Origin of the sequence: Prevotella sp. P5-92, assembly GCF_002251245.1 — a bacterium.
In the GTDB taxonomy this organism is placed as follows: Bacteria; Bacteroidota; Bacteroidia; order Bacteroidales; family Bacteroidaceae; genus Prevotella.
The window spans coordinates 22387-37447 of the sequence record NZ_NPJG01000015.1 but is presented as its reverse complement, the minus strand read 5'-3'; the positions used below and the strand labels follow the sequence as shown (position 1 = coordinate 37447).

Here is a 15061-nt window from a genome sequence, read left to right as displayed (position 1 = left end):
AGTTTTGCTTGTCTTCTTTTCGCAACACTAAGGTAAGTGAAAATTCTGACATGGCAAAATCCTGGGCAACTTTTTGTTGCTCAGGCACTTATAAATAATGTTAAACTATAGTGTTGCGGAATTAAGGGTGGTGATTCCTTTTCCCCTCTCACGACCAAAAATTTGTTTCCACGCGTGGAATTTATTTTTTCCTCGCGTGGTAGCAAAACTCCACCCCACAGTCCCCCTTCCTCTTATGGCAAATGATATTGGCACAAGAAGTTTGCCTGCCACAAGTACCGAATCTGTATTTGAATATTCCGTTGGTGATGGAGAATGGAAGACTTTAGATGATCAGACAGGCGAAGTGAAGTTCGGAGGAAGCAAGGGCAATCTCCGTCTGAGAGGAAAGAGCCTCCTTGGTACTAATTATAGTAATATTTCATTTACAGATCCTGATGTCAAAGTATCGTGTACAGGAGACATTCGCACTTTGGTAGATTATGAATACTACAGGACTGTAGAAACAGATCAAGCTACATTCAGCTATTTGTTCAATGGTTGCACAGTGTTGACCACAGCCCCAGAATTGCCAGCTATGAAATTAGCTGCTTATTGTTATACTAATATGTTCAAGGGTTGCACCTCACTAACTAAAGCTCCAAAGTTGCCAGCTACGGAATTAGCTGAATATTGTTATCAATGTATGTTCGAGGGCTGCTCTAAATTGACAGAAGTGCCTTCTGAACTACCGGCAACGACATTAGCTATATGTTGTTATTCGTATATGTTTATGAATTGCACGTCGTTAAATGCTTCACCAAAGCTTTCTGCGACGTCATTAGAAAATAATTGTTACAGATGTATGTTCCAGGGCTGTACGAGTTTGACTACAGCTCCTGAACTTAAAGCATCTACATTGGTAAATAACTGTTATTGGTTAATGTTCTATGATTGCTCAAAGCTCTCATCTGTAACAATGTTAGCAGATGATGTGAGTGCCGAATCTTGTCTTTTATATTGGCTCCAAGATGCAGGAACGCAAGCAACCTCAAGAACGCTGATATTATCCAGTCAAACTGTGTATTTTGGAATAAAGAATAATCTACCTGCCAATTGGAAAGCTGGCTCTGAAAATACCACAGTAACGGACAAAGACGGAAATGCTATCACCCAATAGAATCCGTAATTTAATATTCACATGCTTTGGAATAGTTATCAGCTCTGGCTACAGGATAAAAAAGTTAACTTGTTACCGGTTAACTGGTAACTTTTTCAAGTTGAAGAGTTATTTCAAGTTGTTGGCGGTAATGTCGCCGTAGTGTCTTACTTTATGTAAGACCGCAACCCGATTTGCTGCGTATTTGCAGCATATTTGCGGCTGGTATTGCGGCAGTTTTTTCTTCCGAATGTTTAGTCGATCACGTGTATGGAGATAAAAAAACCGCTGAGCTTGGCTCAGCGGAATTTTCTCTCTTTAGGTTCGGTGTTGCAACATTACTCGGCAACAGCTGAATCAGCAGGAGCAGCAGCGCTATCAGCAGCAGCAGAATCAACAACTGCACTGTCAACAGTAGCTACAGAATCAGAATCTACAGGAGCAGCCTGATTTGTGTTGTTACCACATGATGCGAAAGAGATAGCTGCAACAGCTACGAACATAAATACTAATTTCTTCATTTCTTTGCTTTTTTAAATCTGTAAAACAATCATTTGTTTATTAAAACGCTGCAAAGGTAGTCATTTTTTTGATATGTCGTTCATATTTTTATGATTTTTTTTTCAGTGTTTTTGTAACATTTTTGTAAGATATTGAAAATCAGTGATTAAGCAAATGTTAAAAATTCTATACTAAAATCGATTTATGCACAAATAAGCTCTTTTGCGCATTTTTTTGATTTCTTATAGGTGTTTAGTTTTGAAATGTAGATGAAATGTTGTACCTTTGTGCCAAAGATATATATATAATATAAATAAGGTAAGAATGAAGAAAACAGTATTTTTCTCTCTCATGCTCATGGCTGGCACTTACGCCATGGCATGTACCAACTACATTGTTGGAAAGAAAGCCAGTGTAGATGGTTCTGTGATGTGTACCTACAGCGCAGACGACTACGGCATGTTTCAACCCCTCTGCCACTTCCCTGCAGGCAAGCACCCGAAGGGCACGATGAGAGACATACGCGACTGGGACTCTAATGAGTATCACGGACAGATACCTGAAGCGGAAAAGACCTACAACGTGGTGGGAAACATCAACGAATGGCAGGTGACCATTGGCGAGACCACCTTTGGCGGTCGCGAGGAGATGGTGGATTCGACGGGTACACTTGACTATGGATCGCTCATCTATATTGCTCTGCAACGCTCGAAGACAGCGCGCGAGGCGATAAAGGTGATGACCACTCTCGCCGAGGCCTACGGATATAACAGCGAGGGAGAGACCTTCACCATCTGCGACCCTGAGGAGGCGTGGATCATGGAGATGATGGGCTGCGGCGCAGGCAGCAAAGGAGTGGTATGGGTGGCACTGCGAGTGCCTGACGATGCCATCTGCGCACATGCCAACCAGAGCCGCATCAGGACCTTCAACGTTAAGGATAAGGCAAACTGCATGGCATCGAAAAACGTGGTGAAGTTTGCGCGCGAGAAAGGCTGGTATAGCGGTAAGGACGCAGACTTCAGCTTTTGCGACACCTACGCTGCACCCGACTTCGGTGGCCGACGCTTCTGCGAGGCGCGCGTGTGGACCTTCTTCAACAAGTATTGCGACTACATGGACCGCTATGTGGGATATGCCTCGGGTGAGGTAGATGGAGCCGAGCCTATGCCGCTATGGATTGTGCCCAACCGAAAGTTGAGTGTGAAAGACCTTGAGATGGCCATGCGCGACCACTACGAGGGAACGCCGTTCGCACTTGACGGCGACATCGGTGGCGGTATATGGGAGATGCCATACCGTCCCACGCCACTGAAGTTTGAGGTTGACGGCAAGACATACTTCAACGAGCGTCCCGTGAGCACGCAGCAGTCAGGTTTCGTCTATGTGAGTCAGATGCGCTCGTGGTTGCCACGCGAGATTGGCGGTGTGCTGTGGTTTGGCAACGACGACGCCAACATGGTGTCGTATAATCCAGTCTATTGCTCCGCCACACGCATTCCAAACTGTTTCAACACCCCCGGAGCCGACGCCATCCACTTCAGCATGGACAACGCCTTCTGGGTGTGCAACTGGGTGAGCAACATGGTTTATCCGCGCTATGCGCAGATGTTCGTCAGCTTAGAGGCAGTGCGCGACTCGCTCGACAATTCATGGATTGCCAACCAGGCAGCTGTGGAGGCAAAGGCAGCGGAGCTGGTGACACAACAGGGCAGCGAGGCAGCAGTGAAGTATCTCAACGACTACTCGTGCCAGAAGGGCGACGAGATGATAGCACGCTGGCGACAGCTTGCCACCTACCTCATTGTGAAGTATAACGACATGGTGGTGAAGAAAGAGAATGCCGACGGCACGTTCCAACTGTCGAAACACGGCATCGGCGAGCGTCCCGTGCGTCCAGGCTATCCCAAGCGGTATGCCAAGGAGCTGGTGAAGCAGTTGAAACCAATAGACAAGTAAACGAAAAAATCACTCGTGATGATATGGTTCGCCTTTTATTATCGTACATGCCCTGTAGAGCTGTTCGGTGAATATAAGGCGGACCATTTGGTGTGAGAAGGTCATCAGCGAGAGAGAGAGCTTCTCGTCGGCACGCTGATAGACCTCGGGCGAGAAGCCGTAGGGACCGCCGATGACGAAAACCAGGCGGCGGGCGTTCATCGAGCGCTGCTCAAGCCATCTGGCATACTCCACGCTACGCCGTTCCTTGCCGTGCTCGTCGAGCAGCACCACGGTGTCTGACGGTTGGATTTGGCGCAGTATGAGCTCGCCCTCAGCGGCTTTCTGCTGATGCTCGCCAAGGCTTTTGGTGTTGCGCAGTTCGGGGATGACGACGATCTCGAACGGCATATAATGGCTGATGCGACTGGCATAGTCGTCGATGCCGGCGGCGAAATGCTTGTCGGTGGTCTTACCCACGAGGATGAGTACGGTCTTCATCGTGACTTATATTCCTTGGCGCGACGTGGATTTTTAGGAAACCATCCCTTCTCCACACGCTTTTTCTGTTCGAAGAGTTCGCCTATCGACCACAGGCAGGAAGCACCGAAGACGCTAAGCAGCGACGAGGTGAGGACGTCGTCGATGAAGAGTGCTGCTACGAGCGTGGCTATGCCCACGGCAAGGAAGAGCCACCACTGTCGGGTACCGAAATAATACTCACACTTGATGACTATGGGGTGAAAAATGCCTATGATGACAAATGTGCCTATGGCTATGAATATACCTGTCAAATGCATGATAAGCTGATACTTTTATTTTTGTGAAAATACTAACGTGTGGCATGGAAGCCCTCGATATTCTCGTAATGGCGCTCCATAAACCGGTTGTAGATGTTACGTAGCCAGATGTTGTGGGTGAACGTGAAGCCTGCTCCGATGGCGATGAGGATGATGTAGCCCATGGTATCGCCGAAAAGCGTAGTGAGGATAACGCCGATGACGACGGGAACAAAGAACACCATCATTTCGATGACTAACTGGAGTGTGTTCTCGAAGTTGCCCTTAGCCGTCACCTTCTCGTTAAGAGGCAGCGAGCTTTTGTTATACACCGCCAACTGGAACAGCAGGAAATAGCAAATACCCGTTGTGACGAGGATATAGGCAATCATCATGAGCACCGAGAAACGGCCTGACACCACTGGTGGGATGAGCAGCAGCGCAGGTATGACGAGCACCAAGCAGAAGAAGTAATACTTCGCCTTGAGAATCTGCAGGATGTTTTCCTTGTGGGTCATCAGCAGGTCGATATAGTTGCCTTCGGGAGCCATGATCTTCACGAGGTTGACAGCGCCGAAGAAGACGAAACAATAGAGGCACCACATGTTGACCGTGAAGCGGCCGTCGTAGGTGTCGGTGAAGGCCAGTATCAACGAGAACATCGTGATGATAAACAGGCCCTGGATATAGCGCTGGCGCAATGACTTGTTGCGTATGGCGCTCTTGATCTCAAGCTTGAGATATTCACCAGTGAGGCCATAGCGGTTGAGGAACGCTATGTCGGCAGTGTTCTGGAAGTCTTTCTTCTCCTCTGCTGCCACCTCAGACGCGGCCAGACGCTTCTGCAGACGGCTGTTGACGATGAAGAGCACTGCGGTGAGCACAGCATAGACGGCTACGCCTACCAGCGAGTAGGCATGGTCGAAGAAGAATTCGCACAGTTTCTCGAAGCCTTTCTCCGGACCCATAATGAGCAGGGGTGTGAGAGGCAGACAATAGACAACTATAGGCAAGGCTATCCACCAGAGCGACTGGTTGATGAGCGTGCGTACGAGCATATACCAGAGGGCGTTGATCACAAAGAGCCATTCGCACACCAAGAGCATGCCCATGGTGGTGGAGAAAGGCAGTCCGCCGCAACATACGATGAAGAAATAAGGCACGAACACCAGCAACCACAGTAGGTTGTAGGAACTGAGCATCGACATGATGATGAAGCATTCGGTGATGTCGTTACGCTTGATGGGCATGAGCAGATATGGCTTGATCATTAGCATGGGAAGCTGCTGTCCGCCGAAGCGCATGAAGAAGTCGAGGATGAGGAAGATGGGGAGGACGGCGAAGATCATGTCCTCCGCACCACCACGCGCTCCCCAGCCCATCATGGTGCCGATGGCTATGAAATATATCGACATGAAGCCGACGCCTATCATGGTGAAGACGATGGCCACCTTGTTCTGTTCAAACATGGGATGGCGGCGGTTGCTGAGTTTCATGTTGCGTCTCAGCATGAGGAAGAGTTGTAACTTATTCATCGTAGGTCAATAACTTCTGCTTGTGGAAAATCTTTTGAGTTGAAACGGAACACGCCGTCGGGGATGTTGCCCTTCTTGAAGTCGGTGATGGTGAACGTGGTCCACTTCTTTCCCTTGCGCATGGACAGGATGGTCGGCGTGTATGAAGATTTGTCAACACGGATGAATATCTCCTGCACGCCAAGTTTCTTGTCGGTGGCTTTGAGATACACCTGATAGAGTTGGCCGACGTCTTTCAGCTCGGCCTTGTATCCCTTCTTGTACATGTTGATGAAGTTATAGGGATTGATAGACTGAAGCTGTGCTTCGGTGGGATTGCTCACGTTGACCTCGCCGTTCTGTTTCACGTAGGTCCACTGTGTCTTCCCGTCAAACCATACGATGCCTTGCGGAGTGGTGGCCTGAAACTTGCGTCCCTTGACCTTTATGGTGCCCGAGGCTCCACCCTTGATGGAGAAAGAAGCGGTGACACCGCCCTTGTTGCTGAGGTTGGCTGCCGTGCGGTCGAGCACCTGACGAGCGGTCTGGGCCTCGGCGCAGATGGCTATCAGTATAGCGGTGAGTATGGAAAAAAGTTTCTTCATAGTTACGTTGTCTGAAATGAATGTATGTCTTCTAAAATGAATGTCTTCTAAAATCGATGTCTTCTGAAATGGCCGTCCTATATATATTATAAGGTGTCGTGGCGACACATTACGACACATTACTACCTGAAGTTGCTCAGGAGATTGTTAAGACTCACCTCGTCTTGAATGAGCACCTCGCGTGGCTTGCTGCCACTGGCTGCGCCGACGATGCCCGCCTTCTCCATCTGGTCCATGATGCGTCCGGCACGGTTGTAGCCGATGGAGAACTTGCGCTGGATGAGACTCGTCGAACCCGACTGGCTTGCCACGATGAGACGTGCCGTGTCTTCAAACAGTGGGTCGAGATGTTGCATATCGACATCGTTGGCGCTGCCCACCTCGCCGTCGGCCATGTCAGGCTCAGGCAGCTCAAACGGAGTGACATATCCCTGTTGCTTGGCGATAAACTTGTTGATGCTTTCCACCTCGGGAGTATCGACAAAGGCACACTGCACGCGCACTGGTTCGGCTCCGTTGAGGAAGAGCATGTCGCCACGGCCAATGAGCTGGTTGGCACCGGGACGGTCGAGAATGGTCTTCGAGTCGATCATTGCCGACACCTTGAATGCTATGCGACCAGGGAAGTTGGCCTTGATATTTCCAGTGATGATGGTCGTGGTGGGTCGCTGAGTGGCGATGATCATGTGTATGCCGACGGCACGCGCCAGCTGGGCGATGCGTGCTATAGGCATCTCTATCTCCTTGCCGGCAGTCATGATAAGGTCTCCAAACTCGTCTATTACCACTACGATATACGGCATGTAGCGGTGTCCGTTCTCGGGGTTGAGCATACGCGAGACAAACTTCTTGTTGTATTCCTTTATGTTGCGTGTGCCAGCACTCTTGAGGAGGTCGTAGCGTGTGTCCATCTCCTTGCAGAGGCTGTTGAGCGTGCGCACCACCTTGGTGACATCGGTGATGATGGGTTCGGCGTCCTCGTCAGGCACCTTGGCAAGGAAGTGGTTGGCTATAGGTCCGTAGATGCTGAACTCCACCTTCTTAGGGTCGATGAGCACGATCTTGAGTTCGGCTGGATGCTTCTTGTAGAGGAGCGAGGTGAGGATGGCGTTAAGACCAACAGACTTTCCCTGTCCGGTGGCACCTGCCACGAGGAGGTGGGGAATCTTGGCGAGGTCGAACATAAATACCTCGTTGGTGATGGTCTTTCCTACGGCGCAGGGCAGTTCCATCTCCGACTCCTGGAACTTCTTCGAGTTGAGGATGGACTCCATCGACACGATGTTGGGCTTGGCGTTAGGCACTTCAATACCAATGGTGCCTTTGCCAGGGATAGGAGCTATGATACGTATGCCGAGAGCCTTCAGCGAGAGGGCTATGTCGTCTTCGAGGTTGCGTATCTTTGCTATGCGCACTCCCTGTGCGGGTGTGATCTCGTAGAGCGTGATGGTAGGACCGACGGTGGCCTTGATGCTGCTTATCTCGATGTTGAAGTTACGCAGCACCTCTATGATGCGGTTTTTGTTGGCTGTCTGTTCGGCCATGTCGATAAACGGCTTGCCGTCGTTCTCGTATTTCTTCAGCAGGTCGAGGGTGGGGTAGTGGTAGTTTTCGAGGTCGAGCTTCGGGTCGTAAGCCTCTAACTGACGCTCGCCGACATTGACGAGCTGCTTGCTCTTAGCCTTCTCCTCGTCCTGAGCCGCGCTCACCTCCATGTCGATCTGACTGTTAGGATCGCTGACTGCGGCTTTTATCGTTGCCTTTTCTGCTGTCGTAGCTTCGTCGCCGCTGTCGGTCTCTACATTGTTTATAATATGCACGTCGCTGTTGACTGCAAACTCTACGGTCTGAGTCTCGGGGTTGTCGAACACGTCAGGATCCTCGACGATGTCGTCGGCGACTATAGCCGTTGCCGTTTCGTCGTGTTTGCCTCCCACGCTGACGTCAAACTTCACCCTGTCGGTGAAGAACTTCACGGGATTGAGCATCTTGCGAATCATATAGATCGTCTCGGCACTGAGATAGGTGAGGAAGGCTATGGCTATGACGCAGAGGATGCCGAGGAGTCCGGGAGCACCCACGAGGTTCTCAATCCATTGGCAAACAAACTGTCCGTGGTCGCCGCCGGGATTGTAGAAGCTGTCGATGAACAAGGGCGAGAGAAACTTTGCGAAGGTGACGCTCGACCATATCATCACGATGGAGAGAGAGAGAAACCATTTCAGGAGGCTGATGGAGTATGCCCTCATGAAATGGAACGCCATGGCTCCGATGAACACGGGAATGAGGAATGCCGAGAGACCGAAACAGTTCTTGATGAAGAAATGAGAGAGGTGTGCACCGAGCGATCCACAGGAGTTGGTAAACTCCCCGTTCTGGTTCATAATCTCCCCTTCGCGCGGCGATTCTATCATGCTCTGGTCGATGTTGCCGCTGGTGAGAAACGACACGAACGACGCGACGAAGAATATGGCCACGGCGAGCAGTATAATGCTGCACACAAAGATGACCTTCTCGTTCTGAATGAAGTCGAATCCGAGTATCTTATTAAACGATTTATTGTTGTTTATCTTCTTTTTCTTTGCCATTTTTTGGTGTGTTATATGAAATCTTGTGCAAAAGTAACTGAAAAAAGTCAGAAAATACCATAAATGTCCCATTTTTTTTGTATTTTTGCATCTCGAAATCAAAAAAGTAATGGAAAAGCTATTATACGACAAGTTTGACAAGGCAAAAATAGCCGATTTGCCACGTGCCGTTTTCGACGGGAAGATAGTCGTCGTGGTGTCAGAATCGGAAGCCGGTAGAGCGGTCGATTACCTGCTCTCGCAGGATATCGTTGGCATCGACACGGAGACAAGACCGTCGTTCCGTAGAGGTACAAACTACACGGTGGCACTGTTGCAGGTGTCGTCGCGCGAGGTGTGCTTCCTCTTCCGTCTAAACCACATAAAGATGTGTGAGCCCGTGAAGCGGCTGCTTGAAGACAAGAAGGTGCTGAAGGTGGGACTGTCGCTCCACGACGATGTGGCGGCTCTCAACAAGCTCGAGCCTTTCACACCCGGAAACTTCTTCGACCTGCAGAAACACGTGAAGGAAATAGGTATCGAGGATCTCAGCCTGCAGAAGATCTACGCCAACCTCTTCGGCGGAAAGATAAGCAAGGGACAACGGCTCACCAACTGGGAAGCCGACATCCTCTCCGACAAGCAGAAAGTGTATGCCGCCACTGACGCATGGAGCTGCATAAGGATATACGAGGAACTAATGAGACTTGAGACGACTGGCGATTATAAACTCATAAAACAAGCTGAACAGCAGAACAACCAATAATATTATGTATAAGAAAGTATATCTCAAAAGGGGAAAGGAAGAGAGTCTGAAACGTTTCCATCCCTGGATCTTCTCAGGTGCCATACAAAAGGCTGACGGCGGACTGGAAGAAGGAGAGGTGGTAAGGGTGATCACCTCAGAAGGTGACTTCATCGCTGTGGGACACTATCAGATAGGATCGATAGCCGTGAGAGTGCTCTCGTTTAGCGACGTCGATATCGACGACATGTTCTGGCAGAGCCGACTCGAGTCTGCCTTCCAGATGAGACGCAGCATCGGCATCGTGGATGACCCGCATAACAATACATACCGTCTGGTGCATGGCGAGGGCGACAACATCCCAGGACTCGTCATCGATATTTATGGAAACACGGCCGTGATGCAGGCGCATAGCGTTGGAATACACCAGGAACGAATGGCAATAGCGAAAGCCCTCGTTGAGGTGGCAGGAGACAGAATAGCCAACGTGTATTACAAAAGCGAGACAACGCTGCCATACAAGGCCGAATTAGGACAGGAAGACGGATTCATTATCGGAGGTAGCGACGACAACTTGGCGATGGAAAACGGACTGAAGTTCCACGTTGACTGGCTGAAAGGACAGAAGACAGGATTCTTTGTTGACCAGCGTGAGAACCGCTCGCTGCTTGAACGCTTCGCCAAGGGAAAGAAGGTGCTGAACATGTTCTGCTACACAGGCGGATTCTCCTTCTATGCCATGCGAGGAGGAGCCGAACTGGTACATTCTGTCGATAGTAGCGCAAAGGCAATTGAGCTCACCACACGCAATGTGGATATGAACTTCCCAGGCGACACCCGACACGAGGCTTTCTGTGAGGACGCATTCAAATATCTCGACCGCATGGGCGACCGCTACGACCTGGTCATTCTCGACCCTCCTGCCTTCGCCAAGCACAGAGGAGCGCTGCATAACGCGCTGAAGGGCTATACCCGTCTGAACACCAAGGCTTTCGAGAAGATACAAAAGGGAGGAATACTCTTCACCTTCTCCTGCTCGCAGGTGGTGACAAAAGACAATTTCCGTAACGCTGTCTTCACGGCTGCCGCCATCGCAGGAAGGAAGGTGCGCATCCTGCATCAGCTGCATCAGCCTGCCGACCATCCGATAAACATTTTCCATCCTGAGGGTGAATATCTAAAGGGATTGGTGCTTTATGTTGAATAAGAAGATATTAGATCGCGACAAACTCTACCTCGTGGCTATCAGCGGAGGGGCAGACAGCGTGGCCCTACTGATGATGATGCTCGACGAGGGATACCGCGTGGAGGCCGTTCACTGCAACTTCCATCTGCGTGGCGAGGAGGCCGACCGCGACGAGGCGTTTGTGGCTGGTCTGTGTGAGAGGTTTGGCGTGGCGTTGCACCGCGTGCATTTCGACACTCGTGGATATGCTGCGCTGCATAAGCTGAGCATAGAGACTGCTGCACGCGACCTGCGATACGGCTATTTCGAACGACTGCGAGAGGATATCGGGGCTGAGGCCATCGTTGTGGCGCATCACCGTGACGACAACGTGGAAACGGTGCTGATGAACCTTGTGCGTGGCACGGGACTGAAGGGACTGGCGGGAATAAGACCAGTGAACGGACGTGTGATAAGACCGCTGCTCGACATGACGCGAGAGGATATCGAAGCTTATATATATAAAAGAGGTGAGAGTTTTGTCACCGACAGCACCAACCTTGAGACTGACGCCACACGCAACAAGTATCGTCTGGAGGTGATACCTGCACTGAAGGAGATTAACCCGAGCGTGGCGCGAGCGATAGACACTACGGCACGACATCTGCAGGATGCTGACGAGATAGTGGAGTGGGCTTTGGAAAAGATGAAAGCCGACGTGATGGAAGAGGGCGACGACGGTGTCGTAAGGATTGACACTACACTACTCCGACAGCTGCCCGCCCCGAGATATGTGTTGTTTGAGATTTGCCGACAATACGGATTCTTGCCACAGCAAAGTAACGTGGTGTGGGCGATGATGGAACACGGGGAGAAAGGAAAGACCGTCGCCTCGACGGAATACGAGATGGCATCAGAACACAATCTATTGCTCGTGGCACGGAAAGAAGAAATTCCACAACCCGTGAGAATGCCTATCGAAGGCTTGTATGTTATGAACGGCAGACGGCTGCGCATTGAGCTAAAGAAAGCTGACGGTTTCGCTGTTGTGAAATCAAAGTCGGTGGCTTGTCTCGACGCAAAGACAGTGACGTTTCCTCTCGTGGTCCGCCCGTGGAAAAGTGGCGACCGCTTCGCTCCGTTTGGTATGCGTGGAACAAAACTGGTAAGCGACTATCTTACCGACTGCAAACTAAACTTTTTCCAACGTCGCCGACAACTGGTGGTGGAAGACGCTACCGGACTCATCGTATGGCTCGTGGGAGAGAGAACGAGCGAGAAATGCAGAGTGGGTGAGAAAACAGAGACTGTGATAGTGTTAAGAATGGAATAAAAAATGAATTAAGGAGTTAGTACAACCGGTTGAGCCTTAGTGTTTTATGCTCGTAGCCATTGTATTAACTCCTTAATTTCTTAACTTCTTTAATTTCTTAACTCCTGATTATTTATATATCTCCGCCAACTTGTTGAGCAAGTCTTCGCCTCTGAGGTCGGAAGCGATGATGATGCCATCGGGACCAACAAGTATGTTTGACGGGATGGAATTGATGCCATAAGCCGACGAGGCGGCGCACTGCCAACCCTTGAGGTCGGAGATGTTGTGCCACTCCAAACCAAGTTCTGCTACAGCTTTCTTCCATGCCTCTGCCTTATTGTCGAAGCTCACGCCAACAACATCAAAGCCCTTGGCCTTATATGTCTGATATGCCTTCACCACATGTGGCATCTCGCGTCGGCATGGTCCACACCAGCTCGCCCAGAAATCCACCAGTACATAGTTGCCTTTGCCTACCCAGTTGCTCAGTTTGGCGGCATTGCCGTCGAGGTCGTTCATCTCAAGGTCGGTGAACTTGATGCCCGGCTGACGCTTTGCCATTGCCTCCACCTGCTTCTTCATTCTGTCGCACAAGGGATGGTTTACCCATACGGCACCGGAGTTGATATATTCAACAAGTTCTTTGTAGTCGAACATATAGTACATCTGAGACATCAGCAGCGCAGGAGTGACATCGTTCTTGTGGTTGGCGATATATGCTATCTTGATGCTGTCGCATCTCTCTTGAATGGCATTGATCTTGACGGCAATCTCGTTGGCCTTTGCTTCGTCCTGACTGGCACGGGCTGCCTGCCAATCCTTGATGAGCGATGCTGCGAGAATGGTGATGTCGCTCTTGAGGTTCATCTCGTTCAACTCGTTGTTGAGCTTCGAACCCTTTACCCAGTAGTCGTCAACGAGGCGTATCTCAATCGGCTCGCCGTCGTTGAGAACCGTGATGAAACGTGGACGGCCACCGTCCATCATGTATCCGATGTTGAGGAACGCGTCCTTCGGAGCGTTGCCTTTCACGCTAAACTTGCCGTTTGTCACCTGACCAGTAACGACTGGTTCCTTGGTGCCGTCGGCATAGACCATCACCGTTTTTACGGTGTCGGGCAAGGTGCCTTCGATGGTGAAGTCGCCTTCTTTCTGTTGTGCACAGGCTGACAGGGTGATTGCCGATGCCAGTGCGAGCATTGAGATTTTTTTCATGTTTTCGTTCTAATTTATTAATTATTGCTGATTTATATTTCTTGTTTCAATATGTCATTATTCTGATGCAATAACAAAAAGACGATTCCTCCTTTTGGATGGGATTTCCTTCTTTTGGATGTCATCTTCTTCTTTTGGACGTGATTTTCTTCTTGCTACAGTCATCTGTCTGCGGTGCGCTGATAAATGTGCAAGCCAAAGTCTTCTACAGCAGCATACATGCGCTCGAGAATGGTGTCTTTCTGATTCTCGAATGGCTTCCACGACTTTTGGCGGAGGAAGAAGTAGAACTCCACGGGTAGGCCGGTTGGAGTGGATTCCAGCTGACGCACCATATAAAGCATGTCGGCATTGACGTCCTTGTGCTTCGACAGGTAACAGTCGGCCCAGAGGCGAAACAGTGAGAGGTTGACGCAGTCTTTCGCCACGTCCTTTTCTTTCACTAACGCCTTCTCTCCGATGTAGCCTTTATCGGTGAGACGCCGGCGAATATCGTCGTCAACGAGCCTTACCGACTGGAAGTCGATATACACGCGTCGCGTCACCCGTCGGCCGTCGCCGTCCTGCATTGACTTCCAGTTCTGGAACGAGTCATCGACGAGAGTCTGAGGCGTGATGGTGACGATGGTGTTGTCGTAGTTTCTCACCTTCACCGTGGTCAGCGTTATCTCTTCTACCACGCCATTCACTCCGGCCTTTTCCACCGTTATCCAGTCGCCTTTGTGCAGCATGTCGTTGCTCGTCAGCCTTATCCCTGCCACGAGTCCGGAGATGGTGTCCTTGAACACGAGCATCAGCACTGCTGATGTGGCGCCAAGACCGGCAAGAAGCGTCAGCGGGTTGCGGTCGATGACTATCGACACCACCACGATGATGGCAAGGAATATGACCACTATCTTCAGCACTCCGCAGAAGGTGTGGAGATACTGGTGGCGCGCCGACTGCATGTCAACGTCGAGCATCTTCAGCGAATCGACCACCGAGATGCCGAGTCTTGTTGACATCACGGTGATGTATATGGCCGTGACGCGCTCTAATATCTCTTCTATCTCTGGCAGACGAAAGAAGATATGGGGAATGAGCATCGATATCACTATTGCAGGCACTATAAGACATGCCTTGCGGAGTGTGGTCTTGTTGAGCAACACGTCGTCCCAGTTGGCGTCGGTCTTTTCGGCAATCTTCACCGTGATAGGCACCAACATCTGGTGACACACCACAAAAGACAACCACGAGAAGATGACGGTCAGCACCACAAGCAACGCGTCGGTGATATAGACGGCACCAGTGGCAGATGAACCCCATCCCGTCACAAGATGTTCAATCCAAAGTCTGATTTCTTCTGTCATATATATAAATAATGTATAGCAATATTTACGCTATAGTAAATCAATAGTATTGCAAAGGTACGAAAAAAAGGTGTGAGTAGTGACAGAGTGTGATGTTTTTTATTGTATATTTGGTTAAAAAACATTAAACAGGAGATAATTATCGAGTAAGATGAATTATATCTGAATGAAAATCAGTACCTTTGCAGCCGATTTTAAAGAAGGTCGGCGGAATGTCGGCTGGACAATTC

The 15061-nt window shown here is 50.0% G+C and carries 13 protein-coding genes; 5 read left to right on the top strand and 8 right to left on the bottom strand.

Going from position 1 to position 15061, the window contains the following annotated elements; genetic code table 11:
- Positions 1 to 97: 97 nt before the first annotated feature.
- On the top strand, positions 98 to 1159 hold the full coding sequence (locus CIK99_RS02250; RefSeq protein ID WP_094379347.1) for a leucine-rich repeat protein: 1062 nt from the start codon (positions 98 to 100) through the stop codon (positions 1157 to 1159).
- Between the two features lie 317 nt (positions 1160 to 1476).
- Here CIK99_RS02250 and CIK99_RS02245 read toward each other — a convergent pair whose 3' ends face one another.
- Complete coding sequence (locus tag CIK99_RS02245) at positions 1477 to 1659, bottom strand: hypothetical protein (RefSeq protein WP_094379345.1); 183 nt, start codon at positions 1657 to 1659, stop codon at positions 1477 to 1479.
- Between the two features lie 304 nt (positions 1660 to 1963).
- Between CIK99_RS02245 and CIK99_RS02240 the strand changes: the two genes are divergently transcribed.
- A complete protein-coding gene (locus CIK99_RS02240) occupies positions 1964 to 3598 on the top strand; it encodes a dipeptidase (protein ID WP_094379351.1) in 1635 nt (544 codons plus the stop codon).
- A gap of 9 nt (positions 3599 to 3607) precedes the next feature.
- Here CIK99_RS02240 and rlmH read toward each other — a convergent pair whose 3' ends face one another.
- The 5 genes from rlmH to CIK99_RS02215 all read right to left on the bottom strand — a co-directional run bounded on the left by rlmH (position 3608) and on the right by CIK99_RS02215 (position 9063).
- Positions 3608 to 4078, bottom strand: a complete 471-nt coding sequence (gene rlmH / locus CIK99_RS02235) for a 23S rRNA (pseudouridine(1915)-N(3))-methyltransferase RlmH (protein WP_094379343.1) — start codon at positions 4076 to 4078, stop codon at positions 3608 to 3610.
- On the bottom strand, positions 4075 to 4377 hold the full coding sequence (locus tag CIK99_RS02230) for a DUF4491 family protein (protein WP_094379341.1): 303 nt from the start codon (positions 4375 to 4377) through the stop codon (positions 4075 to 4077). The genes rlmH and CIK99_RS02230 overlap by 4 nt, the downstream gene beginning before the upstream one ends.
- A 32-nt stretch (positions 4378 to 4409) precedes the next feature.
- A complete protein-coding gene (locus tag CIK99_RS02225; RefSeq protein ID WP_094379339.1) occupies positions 4410 to 5891 on the bottom strand; it encodes a DUF5687 family protein in 1482 nt (493 codons plus the stop codon).
- Positions 5888 to 6475 carry a LolA-like putative outer membrane lipoprotein chaperone gene (locus CIK99_RS02220; RefSeq protein WP_094379337.1) on the bottom strand — a complete coding sequence of 196 codons (588 nt, stop codon included), beginning with the start codon at positions 6473 to 6475 and terminating at the stop codon, positions 5888 to 5890. The genes CIK99_RS02225 and CIK99_RS02220 overlap by 4 nt, the downstream gene beginning before the upstream one ends.
- 122 nt (positions 6476 to 6597) lie before the next feature.
- Positions 6598 to 9063, bottom strand: coding sequence for a DNA translocase FtsK (locus CIK99_RS02215; protein WP_094379334.1), 2466 nt, complete (start codon positions 9061 to 9063; stop codon positions 6598 to 6600).
- Positions 9064 to 9172: 109 nt separating this feature from the next.
- On the opposite strand from CIK99_RS02215, the gene CIK99_RS02210 reads away from it, so the two are divergent.
- From CIK99_RS02210 to tilS, 3 genes are read left to right on the top strand one after another with little or no spacing between them, the layout of a single operon-like run.
- Positions 9173 to 9808 carry a 3'-5' exonuclease gene (locus CIK99_RS02210; protein WP_094379332.1) on the top strand — a complete coding sequence of 212 codons (636 nt, stop codon included), beginning with the start codon at positions 9173 to 9175 and terminating at the stop codon, positions 9806 to 9808.
- A 4-nt stretch (positions 9809 to 9812) separates the two neighbouring features.
- Positions 9813 to 10994 carry a class I SAM-dependent rRNA methyltransferase gene (locus tag CIK99_RS02205; protein WP_094379330.1) on the top strand — a complete coding sequence of 394 codons (1182 nt, stop codon included), beginning with the start codon at positions 9813 to 9815 and terminating at the stop codon, positions 10992 to 10994.
- Positions 10984 to 12285, top strand: a complete 1302-nt coding sequence (gene tilS / locus CIK99_RS02200; protein WP_094379327.1) for a tRNA lysidine(34) synthetase TilS — start codon at positions 10984 to 10986, stop codon at positions 12283 to 12285. Before CIK99_RS02205 ends, tilS begins: the two co-directional genes overlap by 11 nt.
- 108 nt (positions 12286 to 12393) lie before the next feature.
- Here tilS and CIK99_RS02195 read toward each other — a convergent pair whose 3' ends face one another.
- Together CIK99_RS02195 and CIK99_RS02190 are read right to left on the bottom strand one after the other, a co-directional pair.
- Positions 12394 to 13482 carry a TlpA disulfide reductase family protein gene (locus CIK99_RS02195; RefSeq protein WP_094379325.1) on the bottom strand — a complete coding sequence of 363 codons (1089 nt, stop codon included), beginning with the start codon at positions 13480 to 13482 and terminating at the stop codon, positions 12394 to 12396.
- A gap of 161 nt (positions 13483 to 13643) precedes the next feature.
- Complete coding sequence (locus CIK99_RS02190; RefSeq protein ID WP_094379323.1) at positions 13644 to 14831, bottom strand: mechanosensitive ion channel family protein; 1188 nt, start codon at positions 14829 to 14831, stop codon at positions 13644 to 13646.
- Positions 14832 to 15061: the final 230 nt, after the last annotated feature.

Coding starts and splice junctions, on each gene's coding strand:
- CIK99_RS02250 (WP_094379347.1), top strand. CDS start 98: ATGTTAAACTATAGTGTTGCGGAATTAAGGGTGGTGATTCCTTTTCCC.
- CIK99_RS02245 (WP_094379345.1), bottom strand. CDS start 1,659: ATGAAGAAATTAGTATTTATGTTCGTAGCTGTTGCAGCTATCTCTTTC.
- CIK99_RS02240 (WP_094379351.1), top strand. CDS start 1,964: ATGAAGAAAACAGTATTTTTCTCTCTCATGCTCATGGCTGGCACTTAC.
- rlmH (WP_094379343.1), bottom strand. CDS start 4,078: ATGAAGACCGTACTCATCCTCGTGGGTAAGACCACCGACAAGCATTTC.
- CIK99_RS02230 (WP_094379341.1), bottom strand. CDS start 4,377: ATGCATTTGACAGGTATATTCATAGCCATAGGCACATTTGTCATCATA.
- CIK99_RS02225 (WP_094379339.1), bottom strand. CDS start 5,891: ATGAATAAGTTACAACTCTTCCTCATGCTGAGACGCAACATGAAACTC.
- CIK99_RS02220 (WP_094379337.1), bottom strand. CDS start 6,475: ATGAAGAAACTTTTTTCCATACTCACCGCTATACTGATAGCCATCTGC.
- CIK99_RS02215 (WP_094379334.1), bottom strand. CDS start 9,063: ATGGCAAAGAAAAAGAAGATAAACAACAATAAATCGTTTAATAAGATA.
- CIK99_RS02210 (WP_094379332.1), top strand. CDS start 9,173: ATGGAAAAGCTATTATACGACAAGTTTGACAAGGCAAAAATAGCCGAT.
- CIK99_RS02205 (WP_094379330.1), top strand. CDS start 9,813: ATGTATAAGAAAGTATATCTCAAAAGGGGAAAGGAAGAGAGTCTGAAA.
- tilS (WP_094379327.1), top strand. CDS start 10,984: ATGTTGAATAAGAAGATATTAGATCGCGACAAACTCTACCTCGTGGCT.
- CIK99_RS02195 (WP_094379325.1), bottom strand. CDS start 13,482: ATGAAAAAAATCTCAATGCTCGCACTGGCATCGGCAATCACCCTGTCA.
- CIK99_RS02190 (WP_094379323.1), bottom strand. CDS start 14,831: ATGACAGAAGAAATCAGACTTTGGATTGAACATCTTGTGACGGGATGG.